Source organism: Marinobacter excellens LAMA 842 (assembly GCF_001574445.1).
Taxonomy (GTDB): Bacteria; Pseudomonadota; Gammaproteobacteria; order Pseudomonadales; family Oleiphilaceae; genus Marinobacter; species Marinobacter shengliensis.
Window position 1 is genome coordinate 55126 of the sequence record NZ_LOCO01000005.1, and the last position, 15226, is coordinate 70351.

Sequence of the window (15226 nt, forward strand, 5' to 3'; positions counted from 1 at the left end):
AGTACAATGGCGCTTTGGCTCAAACATGGAGGCGCCCTTTGCCCCTTAGGTCACGCGTTGCCCATGAATGGCAAGCCTTCTGGCTGGCTATCGGCTTCCTTACACGCATCCCCATGCTCGTGCGGATTGACTACTCCCAGCGCCTCATGAATCAGAGCAGCACCTATTTTCCCCTAGTGGGCCTTCTGCTCGGATTGGTCTATTGCGCCGCCTTCTTTCTGTTTTCACTGATCGCCAGCCCAGTGGTCGCCATTATCCTGGTGGTTATTCTGCACCTGTTTATCACCGGAGCTTTTCACGAGGACGGTCTGGCGGACAGTGTTGACGCTCTCGGCGGGGGTTATACCTTAGAAAAACGGCTGGCGATCATGAAGGACAGCCGCATTGGTACCTATGGCACGGTGGCGCTGGTGATGGCCTTGCTGCTAAAAGTGGCCCTGCTGGCCGATGCCCAATTGATCTGGCTCGCGTTGCTGGTGTCACCTGCGGTTTCCCGCCTGACACCCCTGGTGTTGATGGCTTGCCTGCCCTATGTCACCGATCCTGACAAAAGCAAATCCAAACCGGTGGCGGACGGTTTCTCCCGCAGCCGGTTGTTGGCGGCGGCCGGCTTTGTAATGTTGCTTACAGCGGGGTTATCACTCTGGCAGCCGTTGCTTATTCCCGCGACCGTCACTGCCGTACTTCTGGCTGCCCTGCTCTGGGGAGGCTATCTGCGCAGGCAGCTTGGCGGCTATACAGGCGATACCCTGGGCGCGGCCGTCGTCTTAAGTGAACTGGTGCTATTGCTGTTTCTGTAGTCTCAGGCGGTCATTGATTCTGGGCAATGCTCAGTTATCCACCGTGAATGACACTATCCGGGAAAGCTGACTGATGGGCATCCCGGTTTCTTCATGCCAGCGATTAAATGCCTCCTGGGCCTGGGTGAGCCCTTTCTTGCTGGCAGGAGACGCATCCAGAATGCCTGCACGGGTCAGTGCGGTCACCACATCGTGAGACAGGATAAAGCCATCCCACCCCACCCGGCGCAGGAAATACTGGGCGGAATTACCCCCCAGACGCTCGCCATTGCGTTTCAGGTACAGCAGCAGCCCCACCTGATCGGTTGACGGCCACTGCGCCAGAAACCGGCCAAAGCTACCATGATCTTTCGCCACATCCATGATCATCCGGGCATTCTCCGGAACCGTGCGGATCTTCTGCATGTTACGAACAATCCGCTCGTCTGTTGCCAGCCGCTCCAGGACTTCCGGCGGGACCTGCTGCCAGTAGGCGGGCACAAACCCTTCGAACGCCGCCTCAAAATCCGGCCATTTATTCTCGATCACCCGCCAGACAAACCCGGCCTTGAAAATGCACCGGGTGATCTCGGAAAGGTAACGGTCGTCGCTGATCTTGGCCAGGCGCTGCTTCTCGGTGACCGGTGGCAGCATGGATTTCAGGGCCTGTTCGCCGCCTTTGCGGGCCAGTGCCTGCTGGTAGAGCTCGGAAAATTTCATTTCACCTCCTGACCAGAAGCCCCAAATCGAGTCTGATCGTACCCAATTCAGGACCTGTGAGGAAAACGATCATGTTCTTTTTCGGTGCCCTTCACTTGCCGGCGAGGTAACTTGCCAGACGCTGATGCTCAAGAGGCTGACCCCAGCCATTACCATGCACCAGCTCTTCCAGCGGCAGCCGTGAACGCCAGCCTTTGGCCTGCAGCTCCGGCTGCTCCAGAAACTCGCTGACATACCCCAGGCACAGATACGCAAGAGGGTATACGTGATCTGGCAGCTGCAGGATGTCAGACAGTATTCCCTGATCCAGAATACTGACCCAGCCCACACCAATACCCTCTGCTCGCGCCGCCAGCCACAGGTTTTGTACCGACAGGCAGGTGCTGAACAGATCCATTTCCATGATGGAGTTACGGCCGAGCACATGGGGCCCGCCGCGGGTCCGGTCACAGGTAATGCATAGATTAATCGGACTCTCCAGAATGCCCTGGAGTTTGAGTGTCCGGTAGGTTTGCTGTCGCTCGCCGGTGTAATTTTCCGAGGCTTTTCCGTTTTCCTCGTTGAAGCTGGCCAGCACCTGCCCGCGCACCGCCAGGCTGTCGACAACGATGAAATCCCAGGGCTGCATGAAGCCCACTGACGGCGCATGGTGGGCTGCCCTCAGAATACGGGCCAGCACCTCATCCGGAATGGCATCCGGCAAAAACTGCGAGCGCACATCCCGACGCTCGAAGATGGCCCGGTAGAGCCCCTCACGTTGGGCATCCGTGAATGGGTCGTTCTGGTTGCTCATAACTGCAACAGGCTCCTTAACCGGTCCGTGTCCAGGCACTGTTCCACCTGATCTGCCAGGCGGTCGAGCTGCTGCAGACGGTGACTCTGATAGTCCACTGACCGCGCATTCTGTGTATTTAGACCGGCCCAGCACAGAATGGCATCGCAGGCGGCAGGCTCATCAAAGAGACCGTGCACATAGGTGCCCGCCATCTGACCGTCGGCGCTGACCGCACCATCCGGTCGACCATCAAGCTCCGCAAAAGGCCTGGCCAGCGCTGAGCCCTCGGTGACTCCGTTGTGCATTTCATAGCCGGTCATTGTCGCCGTAACACCACTTTCAGTAACCTCGGGGGATAGTCGACCGGTCACTTGTCTGAGCTGCTTACCCGACACCATGCGGGTGACCATCTCGAACAGTGCCAGGCCCTCGGTATTGCCAACTTCGCCTTCCAGCCCGTCCGGGTCTTCCACCCGAAGTCCCAGCATCTGGAATCCGCCACAGATACCCAGCAGCTTGCCACCATAGCGCAGGTGTTTCTGGATGGCCTCGGGCCAGCCCTGCTGTTTCAGCCACTGCAGGTCGTGGCGGGTACTTTTGCTGCCGGGCAGGATAATCAGATCTGCCGGCGGAATGGTCTCATCCGGGCCAACGAAAACAAGGTCTACACCCGGGTGCAATCGCAACGGATCAAAATCGTTGTGGTTGCTGATCCTGGGCAGTACCGGCACCACCACTTTCAAGGCGCAGGCCTCGCTGGTACCGGCGGCACTGACACTGTCTTCGGAATCTATCACCAACCCGTGCAGGTAGGGCAAGACCCCGAACACCGGCTTGCCAGTGTGTTCTGCCAGCCAGTCCAGCCCGGGCTCCAACAGCGCAATGTCACCCCGGAACCGATTGATGATAAATCCGGCCGTTCTGGCTTGTTCACTGTCGGAGATCAACGCCAGGGTGCCCACCAACTGGGCGAAAACCCCGCCTTTGTCGATATCCCCTACCAGCAACACCGGGCAATCGGCGGCCTCGGCGAAGCCCATGTTGGCAATGTCGTTGGCCCGCAGGTTGATTTCCGCCGGGCTACCAGCGCCTTCGGCGATGACCACATCGAAGCGGGTGCTCAGAGCCCGCCAGCTTGCCATCACCGAATTCATCGCCTCAGCTTTGTAGGCGTGGTAATCCAGGGCATCCATATTGCCATGAACCTTGCCCCTTAATATCACCTGGGCCCCGCAATCGCTCTGGGGCTTCAGCAACACCGGGTTCATGTCACTGTGGGGCTCCAGACCACAGGCCAGTGCCTGCAACGCCGTGGAGCGGCCAATTTCGCCACCATCCACGGTAACCGCACTGTTCAGGGCCATGTTCTGGGGTTTGAACGGTGCCACCGACACCCCCTGACGCGCCAGCCAGCGGCACAGGGCCGCCACCACCGTGGTCTTGCCAGCATCCGAGGTGGTGCCCTGCACCATCAGGGTGGGCATTTACAGCTCCACGCCCTTCTGGGCCTTGATGCCCTGATCCTTGAAGGCGTGCTTGACCACACCCATTTCGGTCACGGTGTCGGCCAGGTCGATCAGTTCCTGGGGAGCACCACGGCCGGTGACCACCACATGCTGCATCTCCGGCCGGGCCTGCAGGTCATCCAGCACCCGGTCCAGATCGATGTAGTCGTACTTCAGCGCGATATTCAGTTCGTCCAGCAGAATCAGGTCATAGCTGTCGTCTTTGAGCATGTCAGCTGCGATATTCCACGCTTCAGTCGCACTCTGCACATCCTGTTCCCGGTTCTGGGTGTCCCAGGTGTAGCCCTGTCCCATCACGTGGTAGGTCACGTTCGGCAGGCTCCGGAAGAACGCTTCCTCGCCGGTGCTGAAAGCGCCCTTGATAAACTGGACGATGCCCACTTTCATACCATGGCCCAGGGCCCGGGCGACCATGCCGAAGCCGGAACTGCTCTTGCCTTTACCTGGGCCGGTCAGCACCAGCAATACGCCCTGTTCTTTCTGGGCGCGGGCGATACGTTCCTGCATGATTTTCTGTTTGGCGGCCATGCGCTTGGCATGGCGTTCGGGGTCTTTGGCGCGTTCACGCATGATGACTCTCCTTGGGTTCACGCATTTGTATTCATCAGGAAAACCGGATTTCCTCGCCGCGAAAGATCGCGGCAACCAACGCCGGCGACGACGGGAAGTAGCCGTGAAAATAGCTGGCCACCAGATTCTGGTGGCGATACACCGCCTCTCCGTCAGAGCCGGCCTGCTTCTTCGCCCTGGCCGCAGGTTGCCAAGGGGTCTCAAGACTGGAATGGTGATAGGTATGGCCCCGCAACCCGCCCAGCTGGGTCTCCAGACTTTGCAGACCCAGCGCGGTCAAACGGTTAGCCATGGTAGCGCGCCCGGGTACCAGGCCCAGCAGGCCATGCACCGTGCCGTCTTTGTCTGCCAGTTCTTCGGCACAGGCCATTAGCCCGCCACACTCTGCCAGAATGGGCTTACCGGCCTGATGGAAGGCGCGGATCGACAATTGCATAGGCTGGTTTTCCGCCAAGCTCCGGGCATGCAGTTCCGGATAGCCGCCCGGCAGCCAGAGCGCGTCGGCCATCGGTACTTCCGAATCGTGCAGGGGCGAAAAATACACCAGCTCAGCGCCCATGGCTGTGAGAAGATCCAGGTTGGCCCGGTAGATAAAGCTGAAGGCCGCATCCCTGGCCACGGCAATCCGGCGCCCGGTCAGCAGCGTTTCTGGCCTCGGTGGTGCTTGAAAATGAAAAGGTACGGGCTTGGGAAGTACATCCAGACCCGCTGATGTCAGGACTTCGGCCGCTCTATCCAGCCGATCACTGAGGTCGTCCATTTCTGCCGCCTGGACCAGCCCAAGGTGCCGGTCCGGGATATTCATGGCATCGTTTCGGGGTATCGCGCCCAAAAGGCTGATGCCATCCGGCAGGCTCTCCCGTAACAGCTCGCCGTGGTAGGAACTGCCAATCTTGTTGGCAATTACCTGATGAACAGGGAGTTCGGAATCAAAGCTCGCCAAGCCCAGGGCAACCGCGCCGAAGGTCTGAGCCATGCCCTTGGCATCAATCACGGGCAGGGCCGGAATGCCTGCCAGTTTGGCCAGGTCGCCGCTACTGGGGCTGCCATCAAACAAGCCCATGGAGCCCTCCACCAGGATCAGGTCGGCGCTCTGGGCGGCCTCGGCCAGCCGCCACCGACACTCGTCCTCGCCGGTCATCCAGGGGTGCAATTGGTAAACCGGGTTACCGGAGGCGACTTCCAGCACCATGGGGTCCAGGTAATCCGGCCCATGCTTGAACACCCGGACGTTACGGCCCGCATTCCGATGCAGGCGCGCCAGCGCAGCCGTAACCATGGATTTGCCCTGGCCGGAACCCGGGGCGGTGATCATGGCGGCGGGGATTTTGTTGTCTGGCATGTGTTGCTGTTCCCTGTCGTCTGAATTTGGTGCAGACGGGCAGCGGAGCAGGGCTTTCCGGGACACGCTGTAAATACATCCCTGTACGCTTGACTGCAGCATCCCTGCTGCAGACAGTCCCGGAAAGCCCTGCTCCGCTGCCCTCGCGATACTTCTGAGCTAGTCTCGTTTTGGCACGAAAAAAGGCGCGCCATCAACTTCCACCGTTGCCAGCTGCTGGTTATACAAACGTTCCAGAGCGTTCGGCACCAGCATCCTTTCTGCCGGGCCCCAGCAGGTTTCGCCATTGGGGTACATCAGCAAAATATGATCACACCAGCGGGCAGCCAGGTTCAGGTCGTGCAGGCACATGAAAATGGCGTTACCCGCTGCCGCCCGGTCAGTGAGCAATTTCATGACGGCCACCTGGTGGTGCAGGTCCAGGTGATTTGTCGGTTCATCCAGCAGCCAGGTGTGGGGCGACTGTGTCATCAGCGTGGCAATCGCCACTCGCTGGCGTTCACCGCCAGACAGGGTGCTGACCAGGCGGTTTTTCAGATGCAGGACATCCAGCGCTTCAAGTGATCTCTCGGCCATGGCCAGATCGTCTGCCCCTTCCATCTGCCAGGGTGCCAGCCACGGATGACGCCCGATCAGCGCGGTTTCCAGTACCGTTGCAGGGAAGCCATCCTGTCGGTCCTGGAACACCAGCCCCAACTGTTGGGAGAGGGTTCTCCGCTTTAGCTTCGTTGTAGGCACATCATTCAGGAACAAAGCACCGGCACGGGGCGCACGAAGACCTGCGAGGGTGTGCAACAGCGTGGTCTTGCCGGCCCCGTTGGGCCCAAGTACGCCCCAAACCTGACCTGATTTTATTGTCAGATCCAAAGGGTAACCGTCGGCCCGGCCAGGAATATCGATGACCAGTTCCCGGGTACTCAAGGCTTGCATTGGGGAGCGTTTATTACCGGACATCAGCGACTCCGGTACAACAGATACAGGAAAGTGGGAACGCCCAACAGCGCGGTGATCACACCCACCGGCAGTTGCTCCGGAGCGATCACAACCCTTGCCAGGGTATCCGCCAGCACCAACAGTGTGCCACCGGCTAACGCACAGGCCGGTAAAATCAGGCGCTGGTCGTTACCAAGCACCAACCGAAGCATATGCGGGACCACCAGCCCTACAAAGCCTATGCTTCCGGCCATGGTCACCGCCGTGGCCGTGAGCAGGCTGGCAAGTATGTAAATCAGCCATTCCAGTGGGCGCACTGAAATCCCCAGGGCAGCAGCCTGCATGGGGCCACGGGCCAATACATTCAGACTGCGGCCAAGAGGCACCACCAGCGCACAGACGAGCACCAGCACGCCAAGCCCCGGCCAGGGTGCCCTGGCGTAGGACACATCGCCCATGAGCCAGTACAACATGCCCGGCAACTCTCTGGCCGGGCTGATGGCCAGCATCAAGGTAATGACCGCCCCCCAGCCAGCCGCCACCACAACCCCCGTGAGCAAAAGGCGGGAGGGCGTCCAGCTGCCGGTGCCGTGGGCGAGCCCGAACACCATCAAGGTGGCCAGCATGGCACCGGCAAAGGCAGAACCGGAGATAACCGCGCCGCCGAGCCCCGCCAACATCGCCAGCAATGCCCCCACGGCGGCACCCCCGGACAGCCCCAACACATAGGGATCGGCAAGCGGGTTACGCAGCAGCACCTGCATCAATGCCCCGGCCACCGCCAGCAGACCTCCGGTGGCAAAGGCCGACAGCGTTCTGGGTAGCCGGAGCTCAAGAATCAGAGTACGGTGCAGGTTGGAGCCCTCACCCAGAAACACCAACAGCACATCCGCAGGTGCAATTGCGACACTGCCAATACCGACCGACATCACCATGGCGATCAGCCCGGCTACGGCTAGAACGGTGAGGGGCAGGGTGATCGGGCGTATCACACGGCTACTCCACTAGGGCCGTCGGCCACGGGCCACCTCCAGTTTCTCGCAAAACAATTGCGTTCCCTCAAGCATTCTCGGAGTCGGTCGCTGAACCAGTGACGGCGGAATAAAAAAGAGGTTGTTTCGCTCTGTCGCAGTGATACTGGGGAATGCCTGCCAGCGCGCCAGCCAGTGGCGATTCTCCTCACCCATTCCACCCGCCAGAATGGCCTCGGGATTCGCCGCAATCACCGCTTCCGCACTGATCCTCGGCACTAGCCGGTCCAGCTGACCAAACACGTTATCACCACCGCAAAGTTCAATCATTTCACCGATCAGGTGCTGGCTGTTGACCGTCATCAGGGGCTCATCCCAAACCTGGTAAAACACCGGCACCGGATCAGCCTTGGCGTACGCCTCCTGCAAGTCGGCAATGCCCTGACGGAATCGCTCCGCCTCTGCAAAGCCTTCTGCTTCAGTACCTGCCAGTATGGAGATGCGCTCAATGGTGTTGGAGACAGCTTCAAAACTCCGGGGTTCAATGGAGAACACCGGGACGCCCATATTCTTGAGTGTGACCAGCTGCTCCGTCGGATTCCCGGTTACCCAGCCAATCACAAGATCCGGCTGCAGCTCCAGCAGCCGTTCCATATCCATGCGGGTATGGCTACCCACTGAAGCGACCTCTCGGGCTGCCGGGGGATAATCGCTGTAAGCCACCACGGCAACTACCTGATCACCGGCGCCCGCCGCCCATGCCAGTTCTGTCGCCCCAGGCGAAAGTGCGGCAATGCGTTTTGCCGGGTGTTCCAGGCATATCTCCTCGCCCAGATCATCCGTGGCGCAGACATAGGATGCCAGGGCCGGAGATGCCAGCAGCATCCAGCCGAGCAGTATGCTCACACCCTTAAGCTTTCCCACTGGCGCCTCCCCGGCAAGATTATGCAGTTTTATCGGAAGTCATAGCGAATCGAAAGAAACCCTGCGGTTCCCGCCGCCAGGTAGCCTGAACCATCAAATCGGGTTGCCGTCGCGTATTCCTTATCCGTAACGTTCTGAAGCGTCAGCCGTGCTGTCCAGTCCGGAGCAAACTCCCATCCTGCACGGAGGTTGAAGGTGACGTAACCTGGTAACCGATTCTGATTATTCGCATCGTCGTAGCGGTAACCACTGGCCAGAGCGGTGCCTCCCAGGCTCCAGGCGCCCATTTGGCGGTCCAGGTCTACCCGCAGCGATTGGTGACTGCGACGACGCAGGCGGTTATCCGTGTCACGATCTCGCGGATCCATCAAGGTGAGCTTGACCCCAAGATCCCAACCGTTCGCACGAAGACCGGAGGTCAGCTCCGCCCCACGAATACGGGCTTCACTTACGTTGGCAGGCCGGAGATCCCCGTTGATGCTCTGTAGTTCAATCAGATTCTCTACGTCCAGCTGATAAAGAGCGGCATCCCAGTACCAGTTCTGGTAACGACCGCTAAGCCCCAGCTCCACGGACGCGCCTTCCTCCGGCTTGAGATCCGGGTTGCCGGCATAACTGCCACCGAAATCGAAGATCTCCAAAGGATAGTAAAGATCATTGAACGTGGGCGCCCGGAAAGAGGTGCCATAACTCAGCCGCACCCGATGGGAACGGTCAAACGAGTGGCCAAGGGCAATGCCACCGGTTTCCTGTCGACCGTATGCCTCGTTGTCGTCGCCGCGAAATGACAACTGAATATCGGAAGGGCCGAAGTTCAAGCGCAGTTGGGTGAACAACGCGGCATTGGTGCGACTGTTCTCATCGAACTCGATGGTGCTTTTCACTTCGTCGGATTGTAGCTCTCCCCCGACCGCAAGCTCGTGCACGCCGGCGGTGAACGTATTTTCCCATCGTGCGGTTCGGGTTTTGGTGTTGAATACAGAATCGCCGGCACTACGGAAGCTTTCTTGCTCGTCAGCGGATTCTGAAAGCTGGATGGACGTAGCCCAATAATCACTGACAGGGTTATTCAATGTGACGCCGATGGTCCGGATCATAAAATCCGTGTTGCCACCGTCAAATTCAGTATTGCCCTGTGACTGCATGATGACGAAACTGGCCTCTCCTCCGCTCGGCAATTCATGCACAACACGCCCGACGCCAGCGGTATTGCGAAAACCTTTGTCCTCGCCATCTTTCACAATTCTGGTGCCATCGGTCTCCTTGTGCAGCCCGCTGAGGCTGAACCGGGTTGCGCCGTGAGTCGCCGATGCGCCAGCACTGGTTTTCTGGGTGTTGAAATTGCCTGCTCCGGTTTCAACCCACCCTCTGTTACCGTGCTTTGGATCCAGTGTAAATGCCTGAATGACACCGCCTACCGCGTCAGCGCCATAGAGTGCACTGCGGGGGCCCCTGACGATTTCCACGCGCTCGACCAGATCAGCTGGAAAATACTGCCAGGGCGCGCCACCGCTGGTGGCAGAACGAAGGCGCACACCATCAACCAGAAAGACCGTGGAATCATTCGCAGTGCCACGAGTGAATACACTGGTGTTCTTGCCAAATGACCCGTTAGTGACCAGATCAATGCCGGGCTGCGCCGCCAGCAGATCGGTAAACTCGGCAGGCGCCTCACGACGGATGGTTTCTTCTTCGATGACCGTCACCGAAGACAGGCTTTCGCCCACCGTACGGGGGCCAAGCGTGGCAGTTACAACAATAGGTTCAAGAGTATCCGGGGCGGCTTCAGACTCTGAACCACTCGCCGGTAGGGCAAAAGGCATGAACACAAGGGCAGACAAGACTTTGGAACGCTTCATTTCTTCACTCGCTTCGCACCGCACTCACCCGTGCGGTTGATACTGATTCATGCGGAGGAGAAATGTCTGTATTGACGGAGGGTGGAGGGGCGTCGATCAGTTGCATTGGCCGGTTCACCCACCGCCGCTGCCCTCCGCAACGTAGGTGTCTGGAACTCATGGGCTCCAAATTCCAGGCCGGTCTCCGGGCTTCCAGGTGGAGCTGATGCTCCGGGGCAATCACCTTCCCATGCCAGAGGCACAGTGGCGCATTGGATTGCCTTTCACCTGATTACCGTTGCGGGGGCAGCGCCGGGCTCTCACCGGCTTCCCGTTTCACTCACTGCATTCGCCGGACTATCGCCAGTCCGGTTGGAACGCTCAGAGCACCTGAAATTGCGGGCAAGACTATCAACCCGGGTGGGGGTGGTCAATGAGATATGTTAATTCAGACAACGCACTTCCCAGACGTTGCCAACCGGACTCATCAGGCGGCAAACCGAAGCGCAGGGCTGGCGGCTCATCAAAACGCCTGACCAGAATGGCACGACGAGCCAACTCATCCGCTATTGGTGCTGCGTTTTCGTGATGGACCGTGCGAAACAGCAACGTACCGTTGGTTGCTGGCATGCCAGATTTCCTGAGCAGGCCGTCCATCCGCAGCCGTGACGTCTGCAGCCTGCCCAGCGCCTCTATCTGCCATGCCCTGTCAGCCAGAGCTCTTGCCATCAGGTAACGCGCCGGGCCACTGACGGTCCAGGGGCCCAATTCAAAAGCCAGCGCACGGGTCAGCTCAGGTTCAGCCAACACAGCCCCGGCGCGCATTCCGGCCAGGCCGAAAAACTTGCCCAGAGATCGCAGAAGTATCAGACCCGGCGCGCCCGCCCAGGGTTCCAAACCGTGTCCGGGCTCTCCCTCAACAAAGGCCTGATCAAGTACCAGCCAGCCCCCACGTGCCTGCAATCGTTGGTGCCATAGCAGAAGACGGGCCGGATCGACCAGCTGCCCGGTCGGATTATTCGGCTGTATCCACACCACCACGTCCACAGAATCCAGCCAGGTCAGATCGTCTTGCTCTATTGCCTGCTCAGGAATCGCCACCACCTCGAAACCGGCGCGACGCCAGGCATGACCGTGCTCGCGATATCCCGGCACGGGCACCGCCACTCGACCAAGACCATGCACCCTGGCGCGCACGGCGGGCAGGGCCATGATCGCCGCCTGGGATCCCGCCACCGGCAGGCAGCTGGCCCGCTCGGGCGCACCTGCCCAGGAACGGATGATCTCCTCCAGCCCATCGTCCGGCTCTGGCAGTCTTTGCCATACCTCCGGTGGAATGGCCGGCACCGGCCAGGGTACCGGATTGATGCCGGTGGACAGATCAAGCCATTGCTCGCGGGGGATGCCCCAACGCTGTATTGCAGCCTGTAACCGCCCGCCATGCTCCGGGGATTCAGGAAGGTCGAAAGCCGTCATCCGGCACCTCCAGGCACCACCCAGCTGCAGGCAAGGGCGAGGACGAGCAGCACCGACAACCAGAGCATTACCCCGCGCTGTACCAGGGCAATAGCACCTTCGATTGTCGCTGCCGAAGCCCCGGGGCCACGACCTAACACTGGCCGTTCCTTGATGCCGTTGGCATAGGGCGCCGGTCCGCCGAGGGTCACACCAAGGGCGCCCGCCCCGGCCGACATCACTGGCCCGGCATTGGGGCTATCCCAGGCTCTTGCCTGGGTACGCCAACAACGGAGCGCCACCCGGGTACTTCCCAACAGCGCATAAGTGAGGGCTGTCAGCCGGGCAGGCAGCCAGTTCATGAGGTCATCCAGCCTGGCGGCAAACCGGCCGAAGTAAAGAAATCGTGAGTTGCGATAGCCCCACATGGCGTCCAGGGTATTGATCAATCGGTGCAAAACCACACCCGGCAGCCCGGCAAGCAGGTACCAGAACAGACTCGAGAACACCGCATCGGCACCATTCTCCAGCATGGATTCCGAGGCAGCCGCGGCCACCCCCTCGTCGGACAGCGCCGCTGCATCCCGGCTGACAATCCACCCCACCGCTCTCCTGGCTTGGTCACCGTCGCCCGCAGTCAATGCCGTGGACACCGCCCGGCCATGTTCCGCCAGCCCCCGTAACGACATTGCGAGCCATACGCCGGCCACTTGAGCCACCAACCATAGCCAGCCGCCCAGCCAGAATTGCAGTGCTACAGCCAGTGCCAGCACCGGCGTGACGACGATCGCGGTTGCCAGCGCACCCAGGCACAGGCTCCTTGCGGCGGCCTGCGGCTGGCCATTCAGGCCAGCTTCCGCCACCGAGGCCCAACGGCCAAAGCCTGCCAGAGGGTGCCACCGGCGCGGTTCACCAACCAACCAGTCCAGTGCAACCGCCGCGACACATACCAACACCGCAACCAGAAACGTTTCCAAATGTGGGCTCCATGAATCAGATGCTGGCAAGTCTAACCGAGTGGAGCCTGATCTTGACACCTTCGCCTCCCGGTATAACCATCCTCGGTTTTCCGCCCACAAGGAATCATCGTCATGGCCCTGCCTCAAAGCTGGCTAACACCGCCCCCCGCCCCCTCAGCCGAACACGCCGCGCTTGCCGCAGCGCGACAGCAGGTTCTGACCAAACCGCCAGGCTCTCTCGGGCAACTGGAACAGCTGGCGATTACCCTGGCAGCCCTGAACGGCACAGACAGGCCAACCGTTGATCCTGTCCGCATGGTAGTGTTTGCCGGTGATCATGGCGTATGTGCTGAAGGTGTTTCCGCTTTTCCCCAGGAGGTCACCGCCCAGATGGTTGCCAACTTCGCCGGCGGTGGCGCAGCCATCAGCGTTATGGCCAGGGAACTCGGCGCCAGCCTGGAAGTTGTGAACCTGGGCACGGTCGGAGAGGTACCCATGCTCCCCGGCGTCATTCACCAGATTATCGGCCCCAGTACTGCCAATATGGCCGAAAAATCCGCCCTTGGCCCGGGCCAGGTAGCTGCTGCACTGACCAGTGGCGACCAGGCAGCCGAGCGGTCGGCCAACGCCGGATGTCGGCTGTTCATCGGTGGCGACATGGGTATCGGCAACACAACCAGTGCCGCCGCACTCGCCTGCGCATTGCTTGACCTGCCACCCGAGAGGCTCGTCGGGCCGGGCACCGGCCTTGACAGCGAGGGAGTCACTCGCAAAGCCCGGGTGGTCTCCAAAGCACTGGCCCGGCATGGCGACGACCGAAGCGCCTTGTCTGTGCTGACTTCTCTCGGCGGCTTCGAGATTGCGGCGTTGACCGGTGCCATCCTCGGCTGCGCAGCCCGCAAGATCCCGGTATTGGTGGATGGTTTTATCGTCTCGGCCGCCGCGCTTGTGGCGGTTCAACAGCAACCCGGAGCGCGTGATTGGCTCATGTTTGCGCACCGGTCGGCCGAGCCCGGCCACGACGCGGTGCTCAACGCGCTTGATGGCACTCCGCTGCTGGACCTGGGCATGCGTCTGGGCGAAGGCAGCGGCGCCGCCGTTGCCGTACCTTTGCTTCGGGCCGCCTGCGCACTGCATAACCACATGGCCAGCTTTGCGGACGCCGGCGTCAGCGGAAAATCCAGGGAGTAGAACCATGACAACCACCGTGATCGACCTGATGCGCCATGGCGAACCTGAGGGTGGGCAAATGTTCCGGGGCAGCAAGGACGACCCGCTGAGCCCCGTCGGCTGGCAGCAGATGGAAGCCGCCGTACACGGTCACGACCATTGGGATGCCATTGTCAGCTCGCCAATGACACGGTGCCGCCTGTTTGCAGAACAGCTCGCGCAAAGACGCAGGATTCCCCTGCACATCGAAGATGACCTGCGGGAAATCGGATTTGGTGACTGGGAGGGGTTAACTTCGCGGCAGGTCCAGGAACGTTATGGCGACCATCTCAGCCGCTTCTGGCAGGACCCCATAAACTCCAACCCGCCCGGCGGTGAAGCCATTACCGACTTCTACCAGCGAGTCACCCTCGGGTTTGATCGCTGGCAGGACAAACTTGCGAGTCAGCGTATCCTGGTGGTTTGCCATGGTGGCGTTATTCGCATGGTGCTGGCCAACGTGCTGGGCATTCCTCTGGAGAAATCGTTTGCCGGCTTTTCCGTACCCTATGCCTGCCGCAGCCGGATTCAGGTAGACCAATCCGAGTTTGGCACCTTCCGCAGCCTGGTCAGCCACCAGCCTTGAGGGTCAGTGGCAGACCAGCCACCGACATCACCACCTCATCACAGCGCTGCGCGAGTGCCTGGTTGAGCCATCCCAGCTCGTCGGCAAAGCGACGGGTGAGGGGGTCCATGCCGATGGTGCCCAGGCCTACCTCATTGGTGACGATCACCAAGGGGCCTGGATAAGTTTCCACGGCAGTCAGAAAGGCGGCACGTTCAGGCTGAAACAGCGAACGGTCGGCGAACAGGAGATTACTCAACCAGAGACTCATGCAGTCCACTAGAACCAGCGGCGAGGTACCATGCCCGTGAGCCAGGTCTGACAGCGCCCGGCCAAGGTAAACGGGCTCCTCAACCAGCTGCCAGTGTGCCGGGCGTTGTTGCTGGTGGCGCCGGATCCGCAGGGCCATTTCATCGTCACCGGCGGTGGCGGTAGCCACGTAGACCACGTCTGCGCCGGCGTCGCGTGCCCGTTGCTCCGCCAGCCCCGTTTTTCCAGACCGGATACCACCGGTAACCAGTAACTTGTTGACCATAAAACACTCTCTCGTGCTTACCCACCGTGGCCAAGGTACACCAAGTGAACAGACAGCTGCTATAGTTTGGCCAGACTCTGGAATAACCGGTCAGCCAACCGCAAACATTTAATCAAGACTCAGTC

The 15226-nt window shown here is 60.4% G+C and carries 15 protein-coding genes and 1 riboswitch; of the genes, 3 read left to right on the forward strand and 12 right to left on the reverse strand.

All coding sequences use genetic code 11. The features are described from left to right. The first annotated feature begins 38 nt into the window (after positions 1 to 38). Positions 39 to 800 carry an adenosylcobinamide-GDP ribazoletransferase gene (gene cobS / locus J122_RS27200; protein WP_082780509.1) on the forward strand — a complete coding sequence of 254 codons (762 nt, stop codon included), beginning with the start codon at positions 39 to 41 and terminating at the stop codon, positions 798 to 800. 30 nt (positions 801 to 830) lie between these two features. Here cobS and J122_RS27205 read toward each other — a convergent pair whose 3' ends face one another. From J122_RS27205 to cbiB, 11 genes are all read right to left on the reverse strand, one after another. Next, complete coding sequence (locus J122_RS27205; protein ID WP_061331219.1) at positions 831 to 1499, reverse strand: DNA-3-methyladenine glycosylase I; 669 nt, start codon at positions 1497 to 1499, stop codon at positions 831 to 833. Between the two features lie 91 nt (positions 1500 to 1590). Beyond that, positions 1591 to 2292 (reverse strand): 5,6-dimethylbenzimidazole synthase, encoded by a 702-nt coding sequence (gene bluB / locus J122_RS27210; RefSeq protein WP_061331220.1) that lies wholly within the window; start codon positions 2290 to 2292, stop codon positions 1591 to 1593. Beyond that, positions 2289 to 3758, reverse strand: coding sequence for a cobyric acid synthase (locus J122_RS27215; RefSeq protein ID WP_061331221.1), 1470 nt, complete (start codon positions 3756 to 3758; stop codon positions 2289 to 2291). Before J122_RS27215 ends, bluB begins: the two co-directional genes overlap by 4 nt. Next, positions 3759 to 4370, reverse strand: a complete 612-nt coding sequence (gene cobO / locus J122_RS27220; protein ID WP_061331222.1) for a cob(I)yrinic acid a,c-diamide adenosyltransferase — start codon at positions 4368 to 4370, stop codon at positions 3759 to 3761. A gap of 34 nt (positions 4371 to 4404) precedes the next feature. Beyond that, positions 4405 to 5712: a cobyrinate a,c-diamide synthase gene (locus J122_RS27225; protein WP_061331223.1), complete on the reverse strand. Its 1308-nt coding sequence runs from the start codon at positions 5710 to 5712 to the stop codon at positions 4405 to 4407. Positions 5713 to 5871: 159 nt separating this feature from the next. Further along, positions 5872 to 6642, reverse strand: coding sequence for an ABC transporter ATP-binding protein (locus J122_RS27230; protein WP_061331428.1), 771 nt, complete (start codon positions 6640 to 6642; stop codon positions 5872 to 5874). Positions 6643 to 6665: 23 nt separating this feature from the next. Beyond that, entirely contained in the window at positions 6666 to 7580 is a 915-nt protein-coding gene (locus J122_RS27235) for a FecCD family ABC transporter permease (protein ID WP_061331429.1), read from the reverse strand. Positions 7581 to 7649: 69 nt separating this feature from the next. Then, the gene (locus J122_RS27240) at positions 7650 to 8501 is read right to left on the reverse strand and encodes a cobalamin-binding protein (protein ID WP_061331430.1); all 852 of its coding nucleotides are present in this window, start codon (positions 8499 to 8501) and stop codon (positions 7650 to 7652) included. Positions 8502 to 8569: 68 nt separating this feature from the next. Beyond that, on the reverse strand, positions 8570 to 10399 hold the full coding sequence (locus J122_RS27245; RefSeq protein WP_061331224.1) for a TonB-dependent receptor domain-containing protein: 1830 nt from the start codon (positions 10397 to 10399) through the stop codon (positions 8570 to 8572). A 157-nt stretch (positions 10400 to 10556) separates the two neighbouring features. Beyond that, a riboswitch (cobalamin riboswitch) is annotated at positions 10557 to 10750 on the reverse strand. Positions 10751 to 10789: 39 nt separating this feature from the next. Further along, entirely contained in the window at positions 10790 to 11854 is a 1065-nt protein-coding gene (gene cobD, locus J122_RS27250) for a threonine-phosphate decarboxylase CobD (RefSeq protein ID WP_061331225.1), read from the reverse strand. Next, a complete protein-coding gene (gene cbiB / locus J122_RS27255) occupies positions 11851 to 12810 on the reverse strand; it encodes an adenosylcobinamide-phosphate synthase CbiB (RefSeq protein ID WP_061331226.1) in 960 nt (319 codons plus the stop codon). Before cbiB ends, cobD begins: the two co-directional genes overlap by 4 nt. A 114-nt stretch (positions 12811 to 12924) precedes the next feature. On the opposite strand from cbiB, the gene cobT reads away from it, so the two are divergent. Beyond that, a complete protein-coding gene (cobT, locus tag J122_RS27260; protein ID WP_061331227.1) occupies positions 12925 to 13983 on the forward strand; it encodes a nicotinate-nucleotide--dimethylbenzimidazole phosphoribosyltransferase in 1059 nt (352 codons plus the stop codon). Positions 13984 to 13987: 4 nt separating this feature from the next. Further along, on the forward strand, positions 13988 to 14587 hold the full coding sequence (locus J122_RS27265) for a histidine phosphatase family protein (protein ID WP_061331228.1): 600 nt from the start codon (positions 13988 to 13990) through the stop codon (positions 14585 to 14587). Here the strand turns inward: J122_RS27265 and cobU are convergent. Further along, positions 14571 to 15101 (reverse strand): bifunctional adenosylcobinamide kinase/adenosylcobinamide-phosphate guanylyltransferase, encoded by a 531-nt coding sequence (gene cobU, locus J122_RS27270; protein ID WP_061331229.1) that lies wholly within the window; start codon positions 15099 to 15101, stop codon positions 14571 to 14573. The genes J122_RS27265 and cobU overlap by 17 nt on opposite strands. Between the last annotated feature and the right edge of the window lie 125 nt (positions 15102 to 15226).